Source organism: Pseudocitrobacter corydidari, from assembly GCF_021172065.1.
Taxonomy (GTDB): Bacteria; Pseudomonadota; Gammaproteobacteria; order Enterobacterales; family Enterobacteriaceae; genus Pseudocitrobacter; species Pseudocitrobacter corydidari.
This window is the reverse complement of sequence record NZ_CP087880.1, coordinates 3049005-3068646: the sequence shown is the minus strand read 5'-3', so window position 1 is coordinate 3068646 and position 19642 is coordinate 3049005. Positions and strand designations below refer to the sequence as shown.

16 protein-coding genes are annotated in these 19642 nt (G+C 55.9%); 6 read left to right on the top strand and 10 right to left on the bottom strand.

Going from position 1 to position 19642, the window contains the following annotated elements:
• The first annotated feature begins 38 nt into the window (after window positions 1-38).
• From G163CM_RS14295 to folA, 5 genes are all read left to right on the top strand, one after another.
• On the top strand, window positions 39-1370 hold the full coding sequence (locus G163CM_RS14295) for an MFS transporter (RefSeq protein WP_231825408.1): 1332 nt from the start codon (window positions 39-41) through the stop codon (window positions 1368-1370).
• Window positions 1371-1472: 102 nt separating this feature from the next.
• Window positions 1473-1706, top strand: coding sequence for a YgdI/YgdR family lipoprotein (locus G163CM_RS14290; RefSeq protein ID WP_015965963.1), 234 nt, complete (start codon window positions 1473-1475; stop codon window positions 1704-1706).
• Between the two features lie 137 nt (window positions 1707-1843).
• Window positions 1844-2374, top strand: a complete 531-nt coding sequence (gene kefF, locus G163CM_RS14285) for a glutathione-regulated potassium-efflux system oxidoreductase KefF (protein ID WP_231825407.1) — start codon at window positions 1844-1846, stop codon at window positions 2372-2374.
• Window positions 2367-4235 carry a glutathione-regulated potassium-efflux system protein KefC gene (gene kefC, locus G163CM_RS14280; RefSeq protein ID WP_015965961.1) on the top strand — a complete coding sequence of 623 codons (1869 nt, stop codon included), beginning with the start codon at window positions 2367-2369 and terminating at the stop codon, window positions 4233-4235. The genes kefF and kefC overlap by 8 nt, the downstream gene beginning before the upstream one ends.
• A 198-nt stretch (window positions 4236-4433) precedes the next feature.
• Complete coding sequence (gene folA, locus G163CM_RS14275) at window positions 4434-4913, top strand: type 3 dihydrofolate reductase (RefSeq protein ID WP_041686321.1); 480 nt, start codon at window positions 4434-4436, stop codon at window positions 4911-4913.
• Between the two features lie 63 nt (window positions 4914-4976).
• Here the strand turns inward: folA and apaH are convergent, their stop codons facing one another.
• The 6 genes from apaH to lptD are packed head-to-tail and all read right to left on the bottom strand — an operon-like array spanning window position 4977 to window position 11702.
• A complete protein-coding gene (gene apaH, locus G163CM_RS14270; RefSeq protein WP_015965959.1) occupies window positions 4977-5825 on the bottom strand; it encodes a bis(5'-nucleosyl)-tetraphosphatase (symmetrical) ApaH in 849 nt (282 codons plus the stop codon).
• A 6-nt stretch (window positions 5826-5831) separates the two neighbouring features.
• A complete protein-coding gene (gene apaG / locus G163CM_RS14265) occupies window positions 5832-6209 on the bottom strand; it encodes a Co2+/Mg2+ efflux protein ApaG (RefSeq protein ID WP_015965958.1) in 378 nt (125 codons plus the stop codon).
• Window positions 6210-6212: 3 nt separating this feature from the next.
• A complete protein-coding gene (rsmA, locus tag G163CM_RS14260; protein WP_015965957.1) occupies window positions 6213-7034 on the bottom strand; it encodes a 16S rRNA (adenine(1518)-N(6)/adenine(1519)-N(6))-dimethyltransferase RsmA in 822 nt (273 codons plus the stop codon).
• Complete coding sequence (gene pdxA / locus G163CM_RS14255) at window positions 7031-8020, bottom strand: 4-hydroxythreonine-4-phosphate dehydrogenase PdxA (protein ID WP_231825406.1); 990 nt, start codon at window positions 8018-8020, stop codon at window positions 7031-7033. Before pdxA ends, rsmA begins: the two co-directional genes overlap by 4 nt.
• A complete protein-coding gene (gene surA, locus G163CM_RS14250) occupies window positions 8020-9306 on the bottom strand; it encodes a peptidylprolyl isomerase SurA (protein WP_015965955.1) in 1287 nt (428 codons plus the stop codon). Before surA ends, pdxA begins: the two co-directional genes overlap by 1 nt.
• Before the next feature lie 56 nt (window positions 9307-9362).
• Window positions 9363-11702 carry an LPS assembly protein LptD gene (gene lptD, locus G163CM_RS14245; protein ID WP_231825405.1) on the bottom strand — a complete coding sequence of 780 codons (2340 nt, stop codon included), beginning with the start codon at window positions 11700-11702 and terminating at the stop codon, window positions 9363-9365.
• A gap of 184 nt (window positions 11703-11886) precedes the next feature.
• Between lptD and djlA the strand changes: the two genes are divergently transcribed.
• Entirely contained in the window at window positions 11887-12705 is an 819-nt protein-coding gene (djlA, locus tag G163CM_RS14240; protein WP_149463075.1) for a co-chaperone DjlA, read from the top strand.
• Between the two features lie 149 nt (window positions 12706-12854).
• On the opposite strand, the gene rluA is transcribed toward djlA, so the two are convergent.
• The 4 genes from rluA to G163CM_RS14220 form a co-directional block, all read right to left on the bottom strand.
• Complete coding sequence (gene rluA, locus G163CM_RS14235; protein ID WP_231825404.1) at window positions 12855-13514, bottom strand: bifunctional tRNA pseudouridine(32) synthase/23S rRNA pseudouridine(746) synthase RluA; 660 nt, start codon at window positions 13512-13514, stop codon at window positions 12855-12857.
• A 12-nt stretch (window positions 13515-13526) separates the two neighbouring features.
• The gene (gene rapA, locus G163CM_RS14230) at window positions 13527-16433 is read right to left on the bottom strand and encodes an RNA polymerase-associated protein RapA (protein ID WP_231825403.1); all 2907 of its coding nucleotides are present in this window, start codon (window positions 16431-16433) and stop codon (window positions 13527-13529) included.
• Window positions 16434-16565: 132 nt separating this feature from the next.
• Window positions 16566-18923 (bottom strand): DNA polymerase II, encoded by a 2358-nt coding sequence (gene polB / locus G163CM_RS14225; protein ID WP_231825402.1) that lies wholly within the window; start codon window positions 18921-18923, stop codon window positions 16566-16568.
• A gap of 81 nt (window positions 18924-19004) precedes the next feature.
• Window positions 19005-19640, bottom strand: a complete 636-nt coding sequence (locus G163CM_RS14220) for a hypothetical protein (protein WP_231825401.1) — start codon at window positions 19638-19640, stop codon at window positions 19005-19007.
• Window positions 19641-19642: the final 2 nt, after the last annotated feature.

Below are 19642 nucleotides of genomic sequence, written 5' to 3'. Positions count from 1 at the left end.
TAGCGCCATCCGGCAAAAGGTACAAACAGGACACCACCATGCCGCAGCCCAGAAACTTTGATGACATCAAATTCTCCTCTATTCACCGCAGGATCATGCTGTGGGGAAGCGGCGGGCCGTTTCTGGATGGCTATGTACTGGTGATAATCGGCGTTGCGCTGGAGCAGCTCACGCCTTTCCTGAAACTGGATGCCGAATGGATTGGCCTGCTGGGTGCGGCGACGCTGGCGGGGTTATTCGTTGGCACCACGCTGTTCGGCTACATTTCCGATAAGGTCGGACGGCGGAAAATGTTCCTCATCGATATTATCGCCATCGGGCTGATATCGGTGGCGACGATGTTTGTCTCTTCCCCCGCCGAGCTGCTGGTGATGCGCGTGCTGATTGGCATCGTGATTGGCGCGGATTACCCCATCGCCACTTCCATGATCACCGAGTTTTCCAACACCCGTCAGCGGGCGTTTTCCATCGGTTTTATCGCCGCGATGTGGTATGTCGGCGCAACCTGCGCCAACCTGGTGGGATACTGTTTGTATGACGTTGAAGGCGGCTGGCGCTGGATGCTGGGCAGCGCGTTTATTCCTTGCCTGATCATTCTGATTGGTCGTTTCGACCTGCCGGAATCGCCGCGCTGGCTGCTGCGCAAAGGAAGGGTGGAAGAGTGCCAGCAGATGATGATCAAACTCTTTGGCGAACCCGTCACATTCGACGATGAACCGCCGAAAGAGACGCGTTTCCTGCAACTCTTCAATCGCCGTCACTTCCCGTTTGTGCTGTTTGTCGCCGCCATCTGGACCTGTCAGGTGATCCCTATGTTCGCCATCTACACCTTCGGGCCGCAAATCGTCGGCCTGTTGGGCTGGGAACAGGGCAGAAGCGCGGCGCTCGGCAACGTGGTAATCAGCCTCTTCTTTATGCTGGGCTGCGTGCCAGCGATGTTCTGGCTTAACAGCGTCGGGCGACGAATGTTACTTATTGGCAGCTTCCTGATGATGACCCTGGCGCTGGCCTTACTTGGCGTGGTGTCTAACCTGGGAATTGGGCTGGTGGTGTTCGCGTTTGCGGTATACGCGTTTTTCTCCGGCGGGCCGGGCATCCTGCAATGGCTCTATCCGAATGAACTCTTCCCGACGGACATTCGCGCGTCTGCCGTGGGGGTAATTATGTCGCTGAGTCGTGTGGGAACGATTATCTCCACCTGGGCGCTGCCGGTGTTTATCACCCGCTATGGGATCAACAATGTGATGCTCATTGGCGCGGGCATTTCTTTTGTCGGGCTGGCGATTTCCGTGATGTTTGCGCCAGAAACGCGCGGAATGTCGCTGACGCAGACGGCAAACATGACGATTCGCGGGAAGTCTGTCTCCTGAAAGAGACCTTAGGAGTGTTCTGGTTCTGTTATGTACATCAGCACGTTAGTCTATAGTTAACAATTAATTGACATAATATGACTGAGAAGCAGGGAGAACACCATGCAAAAACGTATCGTAATCACCTCTATTTTAACTGCCGCAGCACTGTTTACCGTCGCGGGCTGTTCATCGAATCAGTCCGTTAAAACCACCGATGGCCGCACAATTGTGACCGATGGCAAGCCGCAGGTCGATGATGACACCGGGCTGGTCTCCTATGAAAATGCGGAAACCGGCAAAACTGAGCAGATTAACCGTGACCAGGTTAAATCCATGAACGAGCTCAACAACTGATTTTGATTTGACGATGGGTGGCCGCGCCACCCACGTGCCTGTCGCGCAACTCCCCCCTAATTGTTCTGTTAGCCAGGCCTCTGGCGGTCTACACTGTGGTTGTTACATAACAATAATGCAGTGATAACAGGCTAAACATGATTCTCATTATTTATGCGCATCCTTATCCGCAGCACTCGCATGCGAATAAGCGAATGCTTGAGCAGGTAAGGACGCTGGACGACGTAGAGGTTCGCTCGCTCTACAGCCTCTATCCAGATTTCAATATCGATATCGCCGCGGAGCAGGACGCGCTTAGCCGTGCCGACCTCATCATCCTTCAACACCCCATGCAATGGTACAGCACGCCGCCGCTGCTCAAACTGTGGATGGACAAAGTGCTGTCGCACGGCTGGGCCTATGGTCACGGCGGAACTGCGCTGCACGGCAAAAGTATGCTGTGGGCGGTCACCACCGGCGGGGCGGAAAGCCATTTTGAGATTGGCTCACACCCTGGGTTCGATGTGCTGGCGCAGCCGCTGGAAGCAACGGCGATTTACTGCGGCCTGAAGTGGCTGCCGCCGTTTACTCTCCACAGCACCTTTATCTGCGACGAAGAAACGCTGCAGGCGAAGGCGCGTCATTACAAACAGCGTTTGCTGGCCTGGCAGGAGGATAATCGTGGATAACCATACTCTGATTCAGGCGCTGATCTATCTGGGCTCCGCCGCGCTGATTGTACCGATTGCCGTGCGTCTCGGGCTGGGTTCGGTGCTCGGCTACCTGATTGCCGGTTGTATTATCGGCCCGTGGGGCTTGCGCCTGGTGACCGATGCCGAGTCTATCCTGCACTTCGCCGAAATTGGCGTGGTGCTGATGCTGTTTGTCATCGGCCTTGAGCTGGACCCAAAACGTCTGTGGAAACTGCGCGCCTCGGTATTTGGCGGCGGCCTGCTGCAAATGGTGGTGTGCGGTGCGTTGATTGGCCTGTTCTGTATGTTCCTCGGCCTGCGCTGGCAGGTGGCAGAACTGATTGGCATGACGCTGGCGCTCTCTTCAACGGCGATAGCCATGCAGGCAATGAACGAGCGTAATCTGACCGTCTCCCAGGTCGGGCGTAGCGCGTTTGCCGTACTGCTGTTCCAGGATATCGCGGCGATCCCGCTGGTGGCGATGATCCCGCTGCTGGCAACCAGCGGTGCATCCACCACGTTGGGCGCGTTTGCCTTTTCTGCGCTTAAAGTTGCAGGGGCACTGGTGCTGGTGGTCCTGCTGGGGCGCTACGTCACGCGCCCGGTGTTGCGTTTTGTGGCACGTTCCGGCCTGCGGGAAGTGTTCAGCGCCGTGGCGCTGTTCCTGGTTTTTGGTTTCGGTTTCCTGCTGGAAGAAGTGGGCTTGTCGATGGCGATGGGCGCGTTTCTGGCGGGCGTATTGCTGGCGAGTTCGGAGTATCGACACGCGCTGGAAAGCGATATTGAACCGTTTAAAGGCTTGCTGCTGGGGCTGTTCTTCATTGGCGTCGGCATGTCTATCGACTTCGGTACGCTTATCGATCATCCGCTGCGCATCATTACGCTGCTGTTTGGCTTCCTGATTATCAAATCGGTCATGCTGTGGCTTATTGCTAAACCGTTGCAGGTGCCGCGCTCGCAGCGCGCCTGGTTTGCGGTGCTGCTGGGGCAGGGAAGTGAATTCGCGTTCGTCGTCTTTGGCGCGGCGCAGATGGCAAACGTGCTGGATGCTGACTGGGCAAAAGCCCTGACGCTGGCGGTGGCACTCTCCATGGCGGCGACGCCGATTCTGCTGGTGCTGCTGACCCGTATGGAAGCACGTAAAAGCGGCGGTGAGCAGCGTGAAGCCGATCAGATTGATGAAGAACAGCCGCGCGTGATTATCGCGGGCTTTGGTCGTTATGGTCAGATTACCGGCCGTCTGCTGCTCTCCAGCGGCGTGAAAATGGTGATCCTCGATCACGACCCGGATCACGTCGACACCCTGCGTAAGTTCGACATGAAGGTGTTCTACGGCGATGCGACGCGCGTTGATATGCTGGAATCCGCCGGGGCGTCGAAAGCGGAAGTGCTGATTAACGCCATTGACGATCCACAAACCAGCTTACAGCTGACCGAACTGGTGAAAGAGCACTTCCCGAACCTGACGATTATTGCCCGTGCCCGCGACGTTGAGCATTACATTCAACTGCGTCAGGCCGGGGTGGAATCGCCGGAACGTGAAACCTTCGAAGGCGCGCTGAAATCGGGCCGCATGGCGCTGGAATCGCTGGGGCTGGGCGCTTACGAGGCGCGTGAACGCGCTGACCTGTTCCGCCGCTTTAACACCCGCATGGTGGAAGAGATGGTCGAAATGGCTGAAAACGATGCGTCGACGCGTGCGGCGGTGTTCAAACGCACCAGCGCGATGCTGACGGAAATCATCAATGAAGACCGTAATCATCTGTCGGTTATCCAGCGTCACGGCTGGCAGGGAACGGAAGAGGGCAAACACAGCGGTAACCCTGCGGACGAGCCCGAAATAAAGCCTTCTGCCTGAGCGTAAAAATGTGATGTTACGCAGGGTTTACGGCTAACTCGCTGTTTCTACTTACCTGTAATGCTGGCGGTCCACTTCACTCTCGTGGGCTCGCCAGCAATTCTGAAAATTTTCGTATTCTTTACTCTGCGCCCAGTCGACGAAAGATTATGCTTTCCGTATAGTGGCGACAATTTTTTTGTATCCGGGAAACACTCAATGATCAGTCTGATTGCTGCGCTAGCGGTAGATCGCGTCATCGGCATGGAAAACGCCATGCCCTGGAATCTCCCCGCCGATCTGGCGTGGTTTAAACGCAACACGCTTAACAAACCTGTCGTAATGGGTCGTTTGACCTGGGAATCGATCGGTCGCCCGCTGCCGGGCCGTAAAAACATCGTTATCAGCAGCCAGCCAGGCACCGACGATCGCGTCCAGTGGGTGAAGTCGGTGGATGAAGCTATTGCCGCCTGCGGCGATGTGGAAGAGATTATGGTGATTGGCGGTGGTCGTGTTTACGAGCAGTTCCTGCCGAAAGCGCACAAGCTGTACCTGACGCACATTGATGCGGAAGTGGAAGGCGACACGCACTTCCCGGATTACGATCCGGACCAGTGGGAATCTGTATTTAGCGAATTCCACGACGCGGACGAGCAGAATTCGCATAGCTACTGTTTTGAGATTTTAGAGCGTCGTTGATTCCGCGCCGGCAGGATGAAGTCGTGTAGGGCGGGCAAGCGAAGCGCCCCCGCCTTATTTCGCTCAGGACGCCACAGCCTCGCCCATTCCGGGATCGATATGTCGATTCGATGCCTGAGTAAAGTACTGCTTATCTTCCCAGCGCAGGCAGGTTAAATCCCCACCCCAGCAGCAGCCCGTATCCAGTGCGTACACGCCTTCCGGCGTACCGCGACCTTCCAGAGACGCCCAGTGGCCGAACACCACGCTGTACTCCTCCGTCACCGGCCCTGGTATGGCAAACCATGGTTTGAGCGGCGCAGGGGCGTTTTCCGGCGCTTCTTTGGTGTACATATCCAGTTGCCCGTTGGGGAAACAGTAACGCATGCGGGTGAATGCGTTAGTGATAAACCGCAGACGTGCCAGGCCCGTTAACTGTGGCGACCAGTTATTCGGCATATCGCCATACATCGCGTCGAGGAAGAAGGGATAGGAGTCGCTCGACAGCACCGCTTCTACGTCGCGGGCGCACTGTTTTGCTGTTTCCATGTCCCATTGCGGGGTGATCCCGGCGTGGGCCATCACCAGCTTCTTCTCTTCATCCACCTGCATCAGCGGCTGACGACGCAGCCAGTTGAGCAGGTCGTCGGCGTCAGGGGCCTCCAGCAGCGCGTTAAGCCTGTCTTTGGGTTTGTTGCGGCTGATCCCCGCAAACACGGCCAGCAGATGCAGGTCGTGGTTGCCGAGGACGATACGCACGTCGTCGCCCATCGATTTAACATAGCGCAGCACGTCCAGAGAGCCGGGGCCGCGCGCGACCAGGTCGCCGGTCAGCCACAGCGTGTCTGTCCCTGGGGTAAACTCCACCTGATCGAGCAATGCGATCAACTCATCAAAGCAACCATGAATGTCGCCAATAAGGTATGTAGCCATGTGTTTTTAATGGATTAGTGTCGGGACAAAGAGACGGAATACGGGAATGTCGATAGAGAACGGCCTGCCGTCGATATCGATCATTTCATAGTGGCCCTGCATGGTGCCAAGCGGGGTTTCGAGTACCGCACCGCTGGTGTACTGATATTCGTCACCGGGTGCGATATGCGGCTGGACGCCAACGACGCCCTCGCCCTGTACTTCGGTTTCACGACCATGACCGTTGGTGATGAGCCAGTAGCGGCCCAGGAGCTGAACCTGAGTTCGCCCGAGATTGCGGATGGTTACCGTGTAGGCGAAGACATAACGCTCTTCGTCCGGTAGAGACTGCGATTCAATGTAAACACTTTGAACCTGGACGCAAACTCGAGGCGAATCAATCATGGTTTAGCTCTCCTTCGGCGGCGCGTTCTCTGCCAGATAGTTGGCCATCTTGCAGTACTGCGCAACAGAGATATTTTCTGCCCGCATCGTCGGGTCGACGCCCAGCTCCGTCAGAACTTCAACGCTGAACAGGTTGCCGAGACTGTTGCGGATCGTTTTACGACGCTGGTTAAACGCCTCTGTGGTGATGCGGCTCAGCACGCGAACGTCTTTCACCGGATATGGCTTGGTGCTGTGTGGCACCAGGCGCACGACGGCAGAATCGACTTTAGGCGGCGGCGTAAAGGCGCTCGGCGGCACTTCGAGTACCGGGATAACCTGGCAGTAATACTGCGCCATCACCGTTAAACGACCATACGCCTTGCTGTTCGGGCCTGCAACCAGACGGTTAACCACCTCTTTTTGCAACATGAAGTGCATGTCGGCGATCGCATTAGTATAGCTAAACAGATGGAACATCAGCGGCGTCGAGATGTTATACGGCAGGTTGCCGAATACGCGCAGCGGCTGGCCCAGCGTTTGCGAAAGCTCACCGAAGTTCATGGTCATGGCGTCCTGCTGATAAATGGTCAGCTTCGGCCCCAGGAACGGGTGCGTTTTCAGACGTGCGGCGAGGTCACGGTCAAGCTCGATGACGGTCATTTCGTCAAGACGTTCGCCAACCGGCTCGGTCAATGCGGCAAGACCCGGGCCGATTTCAACCATCGCCTGGCCTTTCTGCGGATTGATCGCCGAAACGATGCTGTCAATAACGAACTGATCGTTAAGGAAGTTTTGCCCGAAACGTTTACGGGCTAAGTGGCCCTGATGGACTCGATTATTCATTTAGAGTTAACAATCATTTTGATGGCGAGATTAAGCGCCGTAATAAAACTGCCGACCTCTGCTTTTCCGTGACCTGCCAGTTCAAGGGCAGTGCCGTGGTCAACAGAGGTTCGAATAAAGGGTAAACCGAGGGTGATATTCACGCCACGGCCAAAGCCCTGGTATTTTAGCACGGGTAAGCCCTGATCGTGGTACATTGCGAGCACCGCGTCGGCATTATCAAGATACTTAGGCTGGAAAAGAGTATCGGCAGGCAGCGGCCCGCTCAGATTCATTCCTTTCGCGCGCAGCGTATTCAGCACCGGGATAATGGTGTCTATTTCTTCCGTGCCCATATGGCCGCCTTCGCCCGCGTGCGGGTTGAGGCCGCACACCAGAATATGCGGCGTAGCGAGGCCAAATTTGGTTTGCAGATCGTGATGCAGAATGGTGATCACTTCGTCGAGCAAATCGACCGTGATCGCATCGCTTACGTCCTTTAACGGCAGATGCGTCGTCGCCAGCGCCACGCGCAGTTCTTCCGTCGCCAGCATCATCACCACTTTCGGTGCGTGCGAGCGCTCTTCAAAGAACTCCGTATGCCCGGTAAAGGGCACGCCCGCGTCGTTGATGATGCCTTTGTGCACCGGCCCGGTAATCAGGGCGGCAAATTCGCCACTCAGGCAGCCGTCACAGGCGCGTGCCAGCGTATCCACCACATAGTGACCGTTCTGCACGTTAAGCTCGCCTGGCGTCACTGGCGCGCGTAGCGGCACAGAGAGCAGGGTGAGCGTACCGGCGGGTTGCGGTTGGGCGGATTCGTCAGGGGAGTAAGGCAGAAGAGAAAGCGGAAGGCCGAGGAGCGTGGCTCGCTCACTGAGGAGTGCGCCATCGGCGCACACCACCAGTTCAACGGGCCAATCGCGCTGGGCGAGCTGGATAACCAGATCCGGACCAATCCCGGCGGGTTCGCCGGGCGTGATCACCACACGATGGGTTGTCGTCATTAGTTGCTCAGAATTTTGACATAAGCGCTGGCGCGCTGTTCCTGCATCCAGGTTGCCGCTTCTTCAGAGAATTTACGGTTCATCAGCATGCGGTACGCTTTGTCTTTCTGCGCGGCATCGGTGCGGTCAACCTTGCGGGTATCCAGCAGCTCGATCAGGTGCCAGCCGAAGGAAGAGTGAACCGGGGCGCTCATCTGGCCTTTGTTCAGTTTCATCAGCGCATCGCGGAACGCAGGATCGTACATATCCGGCGTTGCCCAACCTAAATCACCGCCCTGGTTAGCAGAACCTGGGTCCTGAGACAGCTCTTTTGCCGCTTTATCGAAGGTGGTTTTACCGCTACGAATATCCGCAGCAACCTGCTCCAGCTTCACACGCGCCTGTTCGTCGGTCATGATCGGCGACGGTTTCAGCAGAATGTGGCGAGAATGCACTTCGGTCACGGAGATGCTCTGAGAGCCGCCACGCATATCGTTGATTTTCAGGATATGGAAGCCGACGCCGGAGCGGATCGGGCCGACGATATCGCCTTTTTTGGCGGTAGTCAGCGCCTGCGCGAAGATACCCGGCAGTTCCTGAATGCGGCCCCAGCCCATCTGGCCGCCTTTCAGTGCCTGCTGATCAGCAGAGTAGGAGATAGCGAGTTTGCCAAAATCAGCACCACCGCGCGCCTGCTCAACGATAGACTCCGCCTGGCTCTGCGCTTCGTTCACCTGGTCAGAAGACGGGTTTTCCGGCAGCGGGATCAGGATGTGGCTTAGATTCAGTTCAGTGCTGGCGTCGTTCTGGTCGCCAATCTGGCTTGCCAGCGCGTCTACTTCCTGCGGCAGGACGGAAACGCGACGACGCACTTCGTTGTTACGCACTTCAGAGATGATCATCTCTTTGCGGATCTGGCTGCGATAGGTGCTGTAGTTCAGGCCATCGTAAGCCAGACGGCTGCGCATCTGATCGGTTGTCATGTTGTTCTGCTTCGCGATGTTGGCGATAGCTTGATCCAACTGATCGTCAGAAATTTTGACGCCCATTTTCTGACCCATCTGCAGCATGATCTGGTCCATGATCAGACGTTCCAGGATCTGGTGGCGCAGAGTTGCGTCGTCCGGCAGTTGTTGCCCCGCCTGGCCCGCGTTGAGCTTGACGGATTGCATCAGACCGTTGACGTCGCTCTCAAGTACGACACCATTGTTTACGACGGCTGCTACTTTATCGACAACCTGTGGGGCGGCGAAACTGGTATTCGCGACTAACGCGATACCAAGAAGCAGCGTTTTCCAGTTCTTCATACTTTTTCCATTTCAATTAACAAACCGCTCGGCGGCTTAAGTTTCTGTCAGTGTCGTTACAATGAGTTCTGGTAAGGCAGAATGTTCGAACGCAGCATTTGCTGGGTACCCAGACCATAGTTCGAACTCAATCCACGAAGCTCAATATTAAAGCCGATTACGTTGTCGTAGACGGCGTGTTCTCTACTTTCATTTTTGTCCCAACCGTTCAGCTTACGTTCGTAGCCGACACGGATGGCGTAGCAGCAGGAGTTATACTGCACGCCCAGCATTTGATCGGCCGGTTTGTGACTATTGGTGTCAAAGTAGTACGCGCCCACAACAGACCAGCGATCGGCAATCGGCCAACTGGCTATGCCGCCTACCTGCGAGATCCCGTTCTTATACTGCTCTGACGACGAGTAGTTAGGCGGCAATGTCGCCTGGATATATTCCGGGCTGGCGTAACGGTAGCTCAACTGGACTAAACGGTCCTGGTCACGGCGATACTCAAGGGTGGTGCTGCTGGTGGAGATGTTATCCAGACGTTTATCGTACTGGATGCCGCCACGCAGGCCCCAACGGTCGGTCAGACGTAAATAGGTGTCTCCCGCCCACACCAACGAACCGGTGTTGTCATCATTTTGCCAGGTCGTTGTATCATCACCGGTACGAGACTCGGTGAAATAGTAGATTTGACCAACAGAAACGTTAAAACGTTCAATCGCCGATTCATCATATACGCGAGATGTGAGGCCGGTCGTCACCTGGTTGGCTGACGCAATGCGGTCAAGGCCGCCGTAGGTACGGTCACGGAACAGCCCGCTGTAGTCGGATTGCAGCAGCGAAGAGTCGTAGTTGTAGATGTTGCTCTGGTCACGATAAGGCACGTACAGATACTGCGCGCGCGGTTCCAGCGTCTGGGTATAACCCGCAGACCAGTCCATATCGCGCTCAAACACCATCTTACCGTCGACTTTAAACTGCGGCATCGTGCGGTTTACCGAGTCATCGTACTGGGTGTTTTCAACGTTCTTCTGCTGGTAGTGAGTCGCAAGCAGCTTCGCTTCAGTGTTCAGACTTCCCCAACCGTTAGACAGCGGCAGGTTAATCGTCGGCTCAAGGTGCAGACGCGTCGCTTCCGGACGATCGCTGTTAGTGTTAACAAAATTCACCGCCTGGCCGTAGATACGCGTATCGAACGGCCCAACGTCGTTCTGATAGAAGTTCACATCCAGCTGCGGTTCAGCAGAGTAGGAGTTACTGCTGGTTCGGTCGAAGACCTGGAACTGTTTCGTTGACACGGTGGCGTTGAAGTTCTGCACCGCATAGCCGACGCTGAATTTTTGCGTCGCGTAGCCGTCGGTACTGGAACCGTATTTGGAGTCAAAGTCGTTGAAGTAGTTCGGGTCGCTGACTTTGGTGTAGTCGACGTTGAAGCGCCATACCTGATCCAGCACGCCCGCATGACGCCAGTAGAACATCCAGCGACGGCTGTTATCGTCATCCGGGTGCTCATCGCTATAGACTTTATCCGATGGCAGGTAATCGAGCTCCATCAAACCCGCGCCCGCTTTGGTCAGATAGCGGAATTCGTTCTCCCACATGATGCCGCCACGTCGGTGCATATAGTGTGGCGTGATGGTCGCATCCATGTTCGGTGCGATGTTCCAGTAGTAAGGCAGATAGAACTCAAAGTAGTTCTTCGTGCTGTACCGGGCATTGGGGATCAGGAAACCTGAACGACGTTTATCGCCGATTGGTAACTGTAAATAAGGGCTATAAAAAATCGGAACCGGGCCCACTTTAAAACGGGCGTTCCAGATTTCCGCGACTTCTTCTTCACGGTCCTGGATAACTTCAGAACCGACAACGCTCCAGGTGTTAGAACCCGGCAGGCACGACGTGAAGGTGCCGTTTTCCAGAATGGTGTAACGGTTTTCGCCACGCTGTTTCATCAGATCCGCCGTCCCGCGGCCCTGACGACCCACCATCTGGTAATCACCTTCCCAGACGTTGGTATCTTTGGTATTGAGATTCGACCAGGCTTTCGGACCTTTCAGGATCACCTGGTTATCGTCATAGTGTACATTACCGAGGGCATCGACCGTGCGCACTGGCGCAGTCTGACCTTCAGGCTGTTTTTGATGAAGCTGAACTTCATCGGCCTGCAAGCGGCTATTTCCCTGGTTAATGTCGACATTGCCCGTAAACACCGCGTCATCAGGGTAGTTCCCTTTTGCGTGATCGGCGTTAATCGTGACAGGCAGATCGTTGGTCTCGCCTTTCACCAATGGACGGTCGTAGCTCGGCACGCCCAGCATACATTGCGAAGCGAGATCGGCAGCCATGCCCTGCTGGCTGTACAAGGCACTGGCAATCATAGTCGCCAGGAGGGTGGGAATACGTTTTTTCATACGTTGTATTTGTTGTTCCGTCATCTATAGCATTGCGGCTTGCAAACGGTCAGAGACTAACGTACTCAACGGCTTGACGCTAGTACTTATCCTGCCCGTCCCGGCCAGAGGTGTTAGGCACGGCATTGAATGACGGGTATGATAATGCATATTTTAGCCGCTGGCATGACGATTTGGGGAGTATATGCAGTATTGGGGTAAAGTGATTGGTGTAGCCATCGCCTTAATGATGGGTGGCGGGTTCTGGGGCGTCGTCCTCGGATTGCTCGTGGGCCACATGTTTGACAAGGCGCGCAGCCGCCGGATGAACTGGTTTGCGAATCAACAGGAGCGTCAGTCTCTCTTTTTTGCCACCACCTTTGAAGTCATGGGCCACCTGACCAAATCGAAAGGGCGTGTCACGGAAGCGGATATTCATATCGCCAGTCTGTTAATGGACAGAATGAACCTGCACGGCGCTTCTCGCACCGCGGCACAGCAGGCGTTCCGCGTGGGCAAATCAGATAACTATCCGCTGCGCGAAAAAATGCGTCAGTTCCGTAGCGTCTGCTTTGGGCGTTTTGATCTGATTAGGATGTTTCTTGAAATTCAGATTCAGGCGGCATTTGCTGACGGTTCACTGCATCCGAACGAACGTGACGTGCTGTATGTGATTGCCGAAGAGCTCGGGATTTCTCGCGCGCAGTTCGATCAGTTCCTGCGCATGATGCAGGGCGGGGCGCAGTTTGGCGGCGGTTATCAGCAGCAGTCGCAGGGCGCAGGCGGTTGGCAACAGGCGCAGCGCGGCCCGACGCTGGAGGATGCCTGCAACGTGCTCGGCGTGAAAAGCACCGACGATGCGACGACCATTAAACGTGCGTACCGTAAGCTGATGAGCGAGCATCACCCGGATAAGCTGGTGGCAAAAGGTTTACCACCAGAAATGATGGAGATGGCGAAGCAAAAAGCGCAGGAAATCCAGCGTGCGTACGAGCTGATTAAGGAACAGAAAGGGTTTAAGTAACATGCGAGTATTGCCGGATGGCGGCTTGCGAACTCTCTTTTGTAGGCCCGGTAAGCGAAGCGCCACCGGGCATCGTGCACAGGTGCCGGATGGCGGCGTAAACGCCTTATCCGGCCTACGATACTTCGCATGCCGGGGTGGCTACTGCCTCAAAAATCCACCGGTGCTTTAAACGTCATACTGTTGCCAAACTCCGGATGCGTAATGGTCAGCGTCTGCGCATGCAGCAGCAGACGCGGGGCCATCGCCAGCGCTTCGGGCGTTGCGTAAAAGCGGTCGCCCAGAATCGGATGACCTAACGCCAGCATATGCACGCGCAACTGGTGCGAGCGCCCGGTAATCGGCTTAAGCAGCACGCGGGCGGTGTTATCGTCCGCGTACTCCAGCACCTCATACTCCGTTTGTGCCGTTTTGCCGGTTTCGTAACACACCTTCTGCTTCGGCCGGTTTGGCCAGTCGCAAATCAGCGGTAAATCCACCAGGCCCTCTTGCGGTTTAGGGTGCCCCCAAACGCGCGCCACGTACTGCTTTTTCGGCTCGCGTTCGCGGAACTGACGTTTAAGCTCGCGCTCAGCCGCTTTGGTCAGGGCCACCACAATGACGCCGCTGGTCGCCATATCCAGACGATGGACGGATTCGGCCTGCGGATAATCGCGCTGCACGCGCAGCATCACGCTGTCTTTATGCTCTTCCTGACGGCCCGGCACGGACAACAAGCCGCTTGGCTTGTTGACCACCATGATGTGCTCGTCCTGATAGAGAATAACCAGCCACGGATCCTGCGGCGGATTGTAGTTTTCCATTCCCATAGCGGGCTCCTGTTACTGGTGCGTCACAACGATCAGGCGCAACGCATCCAGACGCCAGCCAGCCTGCGACAGGCTTTCCATCACCTGCTGGCGGTTGCTTTCGATAGCGGAAAGCTCGTCATCACGAATGTTCGGGTTGACCGCTTTCAGGGCTTCCAGACGCGACAGTTCAGCACTCAGTTTTTCATCGGCTTCACTGCGCGCAGAATCGATCAGCGCCTGCGCGGCTTTGGCAATCTGGCCTTCGCCCAATTGCAGAATCGCGTGAACGTCCTGCTGTACGGCGTTAACCAGCTTGCTGCCCGTATGGCGGTTTACCGCGCTCAACTGGCGGTTGAAGGTTTCAAACTCCACCTGCGCCGCCAGGTTGGTGCCGTTTTTATCCAGCAGCATGCGTACTGGCGTTGGCGGCAGGAAGCGGTTGAGCTGCAGCTGTTTCGGCGCATTGGCTTCCACGACGTAGATCAGTTCAACCAGCAGCGTACCGACCGGCAGCGCTTTGTTTTTCAGCAGAGAAATGGTGCTGCTGCCCGTATCGCCGGAGAGGATCAGATCCAGACCGTTGTGGATAATCGGGTGTTCCCAGGTCAGGAACTGCGCATCTTCACGCGAAAGCGCCACGTCACGCTCGAAGGTGACGGTACAGCCATCTTCCGGCAGGCCAGGGAAGTCTGGCACTAACATATGGTCGGACGGCGTCAGAACAATCAGGTTTTCGCCACGATCGTCCTGGTTGATACCGACGATATCAAACAGGTTCATGGCGAAGGCGATCAGGTTGGTATCGTCATCCTGCTCTTCAATGCTTTCGGCCAGCGCCTGCGCTTTCTCGCCGCCGTTTGAGTGGATTTCCAGCAGGCGGTCGCGACCCTGTTCCAGCTGCGCTTTCAGTGCGTCATGCTGTTCGCGACAGGTTTTGATCAGATCATCAAAGCCTTCGCTGTTTTCCGGCGCGGCTAAGTAGTTAATTAATTGGTCGTGCACGCTGTCATAGATGGTGCGGCCGGTCGGGCAGGTATGCTCGAATGCGTCCAGACCTTCATGGAACCAGCGAACCAGCACGGACTGTGCGGTGCGTTCCAGATACGGCACGTGGATCTGAATATCGTGCGCCTGACCGATACGGTCCAGACGGCCAATACGCTGCTCCAGCAGGTCCGGGTTGAACGGCAGGTCGAACATCACCAGATTGCTGGCGAACTGGAAGTTACGCCCTTCAGAACCGATTTCAGAACACAGCAGCACCTGCGCGCCACTGTCTTCTTCACCAAACCAGGCCGCTGCGCGGTCGCGTTCGATGATCGACATTCCTTCATGGAACACGGCGGCGCGGATGCCCTCGCGCTCGCGCAGAACCTGTTCCAGTTGCAGCGCGGTGGCGGCTTTGGCGCAAATCACCAGCACTTTCTGTGAGCGGTGGCTGGTCAGGTAGCCCATCAGCCACTCCACGCGCGGGTCGAAGTTCCACCAGGTGCCGGTATCACCTTCAAATTCCTGATAAATCTGTTCCGGGTAAAGCATATCGCGAGCGCGTTCTTCCGCACTCTTACGCGCGCCCATAATGCCGGAGACTTTAATCGCCGTTTGATACTGGGTTGGCAGCGGCAGTTTGATGGTGTGCAGCTCGCGTTTCGGGAAGCCCTTCACGCCGTTACGGGTGTTACGGAACAGCACGCGGCTGGTGCCGTGCCGGTCCATCAGCATGCTGATCAGTTCCTGGCGTGCGGCTTCTGCGCCGTCGCGGTCGCTGTTCGCCGTTTGCAGCAGGGCTTCAATATCCTGCTCGCCAATCAGCTCGCCCAGGGTGTTCAGCTCGTCGTTGCTGAGTTTGTTGCCCGCCAGCAGCAGCGCGACCGCGTCGGCTACCGGGCGATAGTTTTTCTGTTCTTCGACAAACTGCTCAAAATCGTGGAAGCGGTTCGGGTCGAGCAGACGCAGACGCGCAAAGTGGCTCTCCATCCCCAGCTGTTCCGGCGTTGCGGTCAGCAGCAGGACGCCCGGCACGCGTTCTGCCAGCTGTTCAATACACTGATATTCACGGCTTGGCGCATCTTCGCTCCACACCAGGTGATGCGCTTCATCGACCACCATGATGTCCCATTCGGCGTCGCACAAATGCTCCAGGCGCTGCTTGTTGCGGCGCACGAAGTCCAGCGAGCAAATGACCAGTTGTTCGGTTTCAAACGGGTTATAGGCGTCGTGCTGCGCTTCGGCGTAACGCTCATCGTCAAACAGCGCAAAGCGTAGGTTGAAGCGGCGCAGCATCTCAACCAGCCACTGGTGCTGGAGAGTTTCTGGCACGATGATCAGCACGCGCTGGGCCGCGCCAGAGAGCAGCTGCTGATGCAGGATCATCCCGGCTTCGATGGTTTTACCTAAACCCACTTCATCGGCCAGCAGCACGCGCGGCGCGTGGCGACGGCCCACATCGTGGGCGATATTGAGCTGATGAGGGATCAGGCTGGTACGCTGCCCACGCAGGCCGCTGTACGGCATGCGGTATTGTTCGCTCTGATATTTACGCGCACGGTAGCGCAGGGCAAAGCGATCCATACGGTCGATTTGCCCTGCAAACAGGCGGTCCTGGGGTTTACTGAAAACCAGTTTGCTGTCGAGCAACACTTCACGCAGCACAACATTGGCTTCTTCAGTATCCAGACGGGTGCCGACATAGGCCAGCAGGCCTTTTTCTTCAATAACTTCATCAACGTGCAACTGCCAGCCATCATGGCTTGTAATCGTGTCGCCAGGATTGAACATCACGCGGGTCACGGGGGAGTCGCTTCGGGCATACAGACGGTTCTCTCCGGTAGCCGGAAAGAGCAGGGTGACGGTGCGTGCATCCATTGCAACTACAGTACCAAGTCCCAGTTCGCTTTCTGTATCGCTGATCCAGCGTTGACCAAGTGTAAAAGGCATAAGTGTTCGGCTCTATCTCTTTGTAAATTGCAGGCAATACCCATCCACCGCCTGATGAAGAGGCGGCGAATGAATGAGGTCCAGGAATGGAAAGGGCGCTATGGTACTGGATGGCGCGGCGTTAGTCACCTGTCAAAATAGCCCCAGTTGCCCTGTCACTATTGTAGCAAAATCGTCGTCGACAAAGGGGAGAATTCCTTCGGCAACGGGCTCTAATTGTTTTGTCAGGTAGTGCTCGTAATCAAGCGGCGACTGTTGATAATCCAGCGGTTCCGGGCCGCTGGTGGTCCAGACATATTTGATGCTGCCGCGCTGCTGATACTGAAGCGGGCGGCCCAGGCGCGCGTTGTGTTCGTCTGCCAGACGTGCGGCGCGCACATGCGGCGGCACGTTGCGCTGATATTCAGCCAGCGGGCGACGCAGGCGCTTGCGGTAGACCAGTTTGCTGTCGAGCTTGCCCGACATCAGGTTATCGATGGTTTCAAGAATATAGTCGCGGTAAGGCTCGTTGCGGAAGATGCGCAGATAGAGCTCCTGCTGGAACTGTTGCGCCAGCGGCGTCCAGTCAGTGCGCACTGTTTCGAGGCCTTTATAAAGCATTCTTTGTTCCGTGCCTTCCTGAATCATCCCGGCGTAGCGTTTTTTACTGCCGGTATCGGCACCGCGGATCGTCGGCATCAGGAAGCGACAAAAGTGGGTTTCAAACTCCAGCTCCAGCGCGCTGGTTAAGCCCGACTTTTGTAGCTCATCGGCCCACCACTGGTTAACAAATTCAACGAGATCACGGCCAATTTTCGCCGCGGCGTTTTCATCATGCGCTTTTTTAAGCCACACAAAGGTGGAGTCCGTATCGCCATAGATGACGTCGTAACCTTTGGATTCGATAAGCGCTTTGGTCTGGCGCATGATCGCGTGCCCGCGCATGGTGATCGACGACGCGAGGCGGGGATCAAAAAAGCGGCAGGCGCTGGTGCCGAGTACGCCGTAAAACGCGTTCATGATGATCTTCAGTGCTTGCGAGAGCGGTTTGTTTTTATGCTGTTTGGCTTCATCGCGCGCGTGCCAGATTTGGCTGACGATCCCCGGCAGGCAGTGTTTATCGCGTGAGAACCAGGCGCCAAGAAAACCTTCGGTACTGTGTTGCGCATCCGGCTGATTCATCCCTTCAACCAGCCCGACCGGGTCAATCAAAAATGAACGGATAATCGACGGATACAGGCTTTTGTAATCCAGCACCAGCACCGAATCGTACAAACCGGGGCGTGAATCCATCACGTAGCCGCCGGGGCTCGCCTGCGGTGGTACTTCGCCTAAATTAGGTGCGACATAACCCAGGCGATGCATACGCGGGAAATAGAGGTGGCTAAAGGCGGCAACCGAGCCACCGTGACGGTCAACCGCCAGCCCGTTAACCGTGGCGCGTTCCAGCAGGAATGGCATAATTTCCGTTTTGTGGAAAATCTGCGTTACCAGCTCGCAATCTTTGAGGTTATATTTCGCCAGCGCAGGCTTATCTTCGGCGAAACGGCGGTCAATTTCGTCCATTCTGTCCCACGGGTTATCAATGGCTTTGCCTTCGCCCAGCAGCTCCTGCGCTACCGCCTCCAGCGAAAACGAAGAGAAATTCCAGAACGCGGATTTCAGCGCTTCAATGCCGTCGAGAATCAGCCGCCCGTTAGCCTGGGCGAAAAACACACCGTTCTTAAACCCGTGTTCGCGCCACTCCAGCTCGCTGTTGCCACGGCCCAGCATCAGCGGAATACGGTAGCGCTCGGCGTGTTTTTGCAGCACGCGTAAATCGAACTGCACCACGTTCCAGCCGATGATGACATCCGGGTCGTGCTGAGCGAACCAGGCATTCAGTTTTTCTAAAAGTTGTGGGCGGCTGGCGACGTACTCCAGCTCAAAATCTACCGCCGAGGCATCTCCGTTGGCCGGGCCGAGCATGTAGACCACGCGCTGGCCGCAGCCTTCAATGCCGATGCAATACAGCTCGCCGTGACGGGTGGTTTCGATATCGACAGAGGCCCACTTCAGCGCCGGGCGATAGGTGTCATGGGGTTTTAGCCGTGCATTCACCAGCCCATTACCGCGTGCGTCGCCATCGAACCACACCGGGGCGGTGATAAAGCGCTCCATCAGATAGCGTTCTGGCGGACGAATGTCTGCTTCATACACGGTGATGCCGTTTTCGCGCAGCAGTTTATCGAGGCGCATCAACTGGCGATGAGAGCGGCAGTAGAGGCCGAACACCGGCTGGCGGTGAAAATCTTGTAAGGTGAGCGGGGCAAGGCGGGCATCGCGCTCACCCTGTAACAGGCGTTCCGTCTGCGCGCGCTGCGCTTCCGGGATAAAGGCGACCGACTCCTGGGGCGGCAGCGTCACGGCAAGCGGACCTGCATCCGTCGCCAGCCAGAAGGTGACTTCTGTCCCCTGAGGAGTGTCCCGCCAGTGGCGGGTTAAGATAAAGCCAGCTTGCGCCTGCGCCACACGCGTTTCTCACCTGATGAATAAGCGCTGATTATAACCTGGTTTAGTTGGTTTTAACTGGTTTTTTGTACAGGTGCGTTTTCAATAGGACTGAAATTTGCCCGGCTCGCCTTCGCAGTAAAACGCCACCTGCTCACACAGAGACTGGTAGTCGGAAAAAATAACCCACTTAGTACCGTGGCCATATCCCAGAAACCAGGTGGTTTTGTTTCCCGCGTGGTCTGCGATCGCCAGATGGTATTTTTTATTCATTGGGTAAATATTTGGGGTGAGTTTTATGGTCTCAATGTTTTTCCATTGCCAGGTTTTATCATCAATTGTGATGGCTTCGGCGCTGAGAACAATCTGCTCCGGTGTTCTTGATTTTATCCAGTGGGCATAAATAAACATCGCCAGGGCTAACAGCAACTCTGCAACCAGTGTTACGCCGAGCGCACCCAGCGCCATTGAGAGAAACGGTACGCCGATAAACATTGAAAAAATGAGTAGAATCAGCAGGCTGACGGGAATGGTTGCCACGATAAAAAAGTTATCTTCGAGAACGATACGGGAGATCACTTTTTTGTTGAGGGGGTATTTTATTTCAGAGGCCAAGATAAAGGCTCCATTATATTCATGATGTAAATGAATAACGGTTTTTGTTGGTGGGTAAAATAGCGTGATTGGTATTAAAATTAAAGGGGGGGCAGGCAAATCTAAAAAGAATGATCTCTGCATAG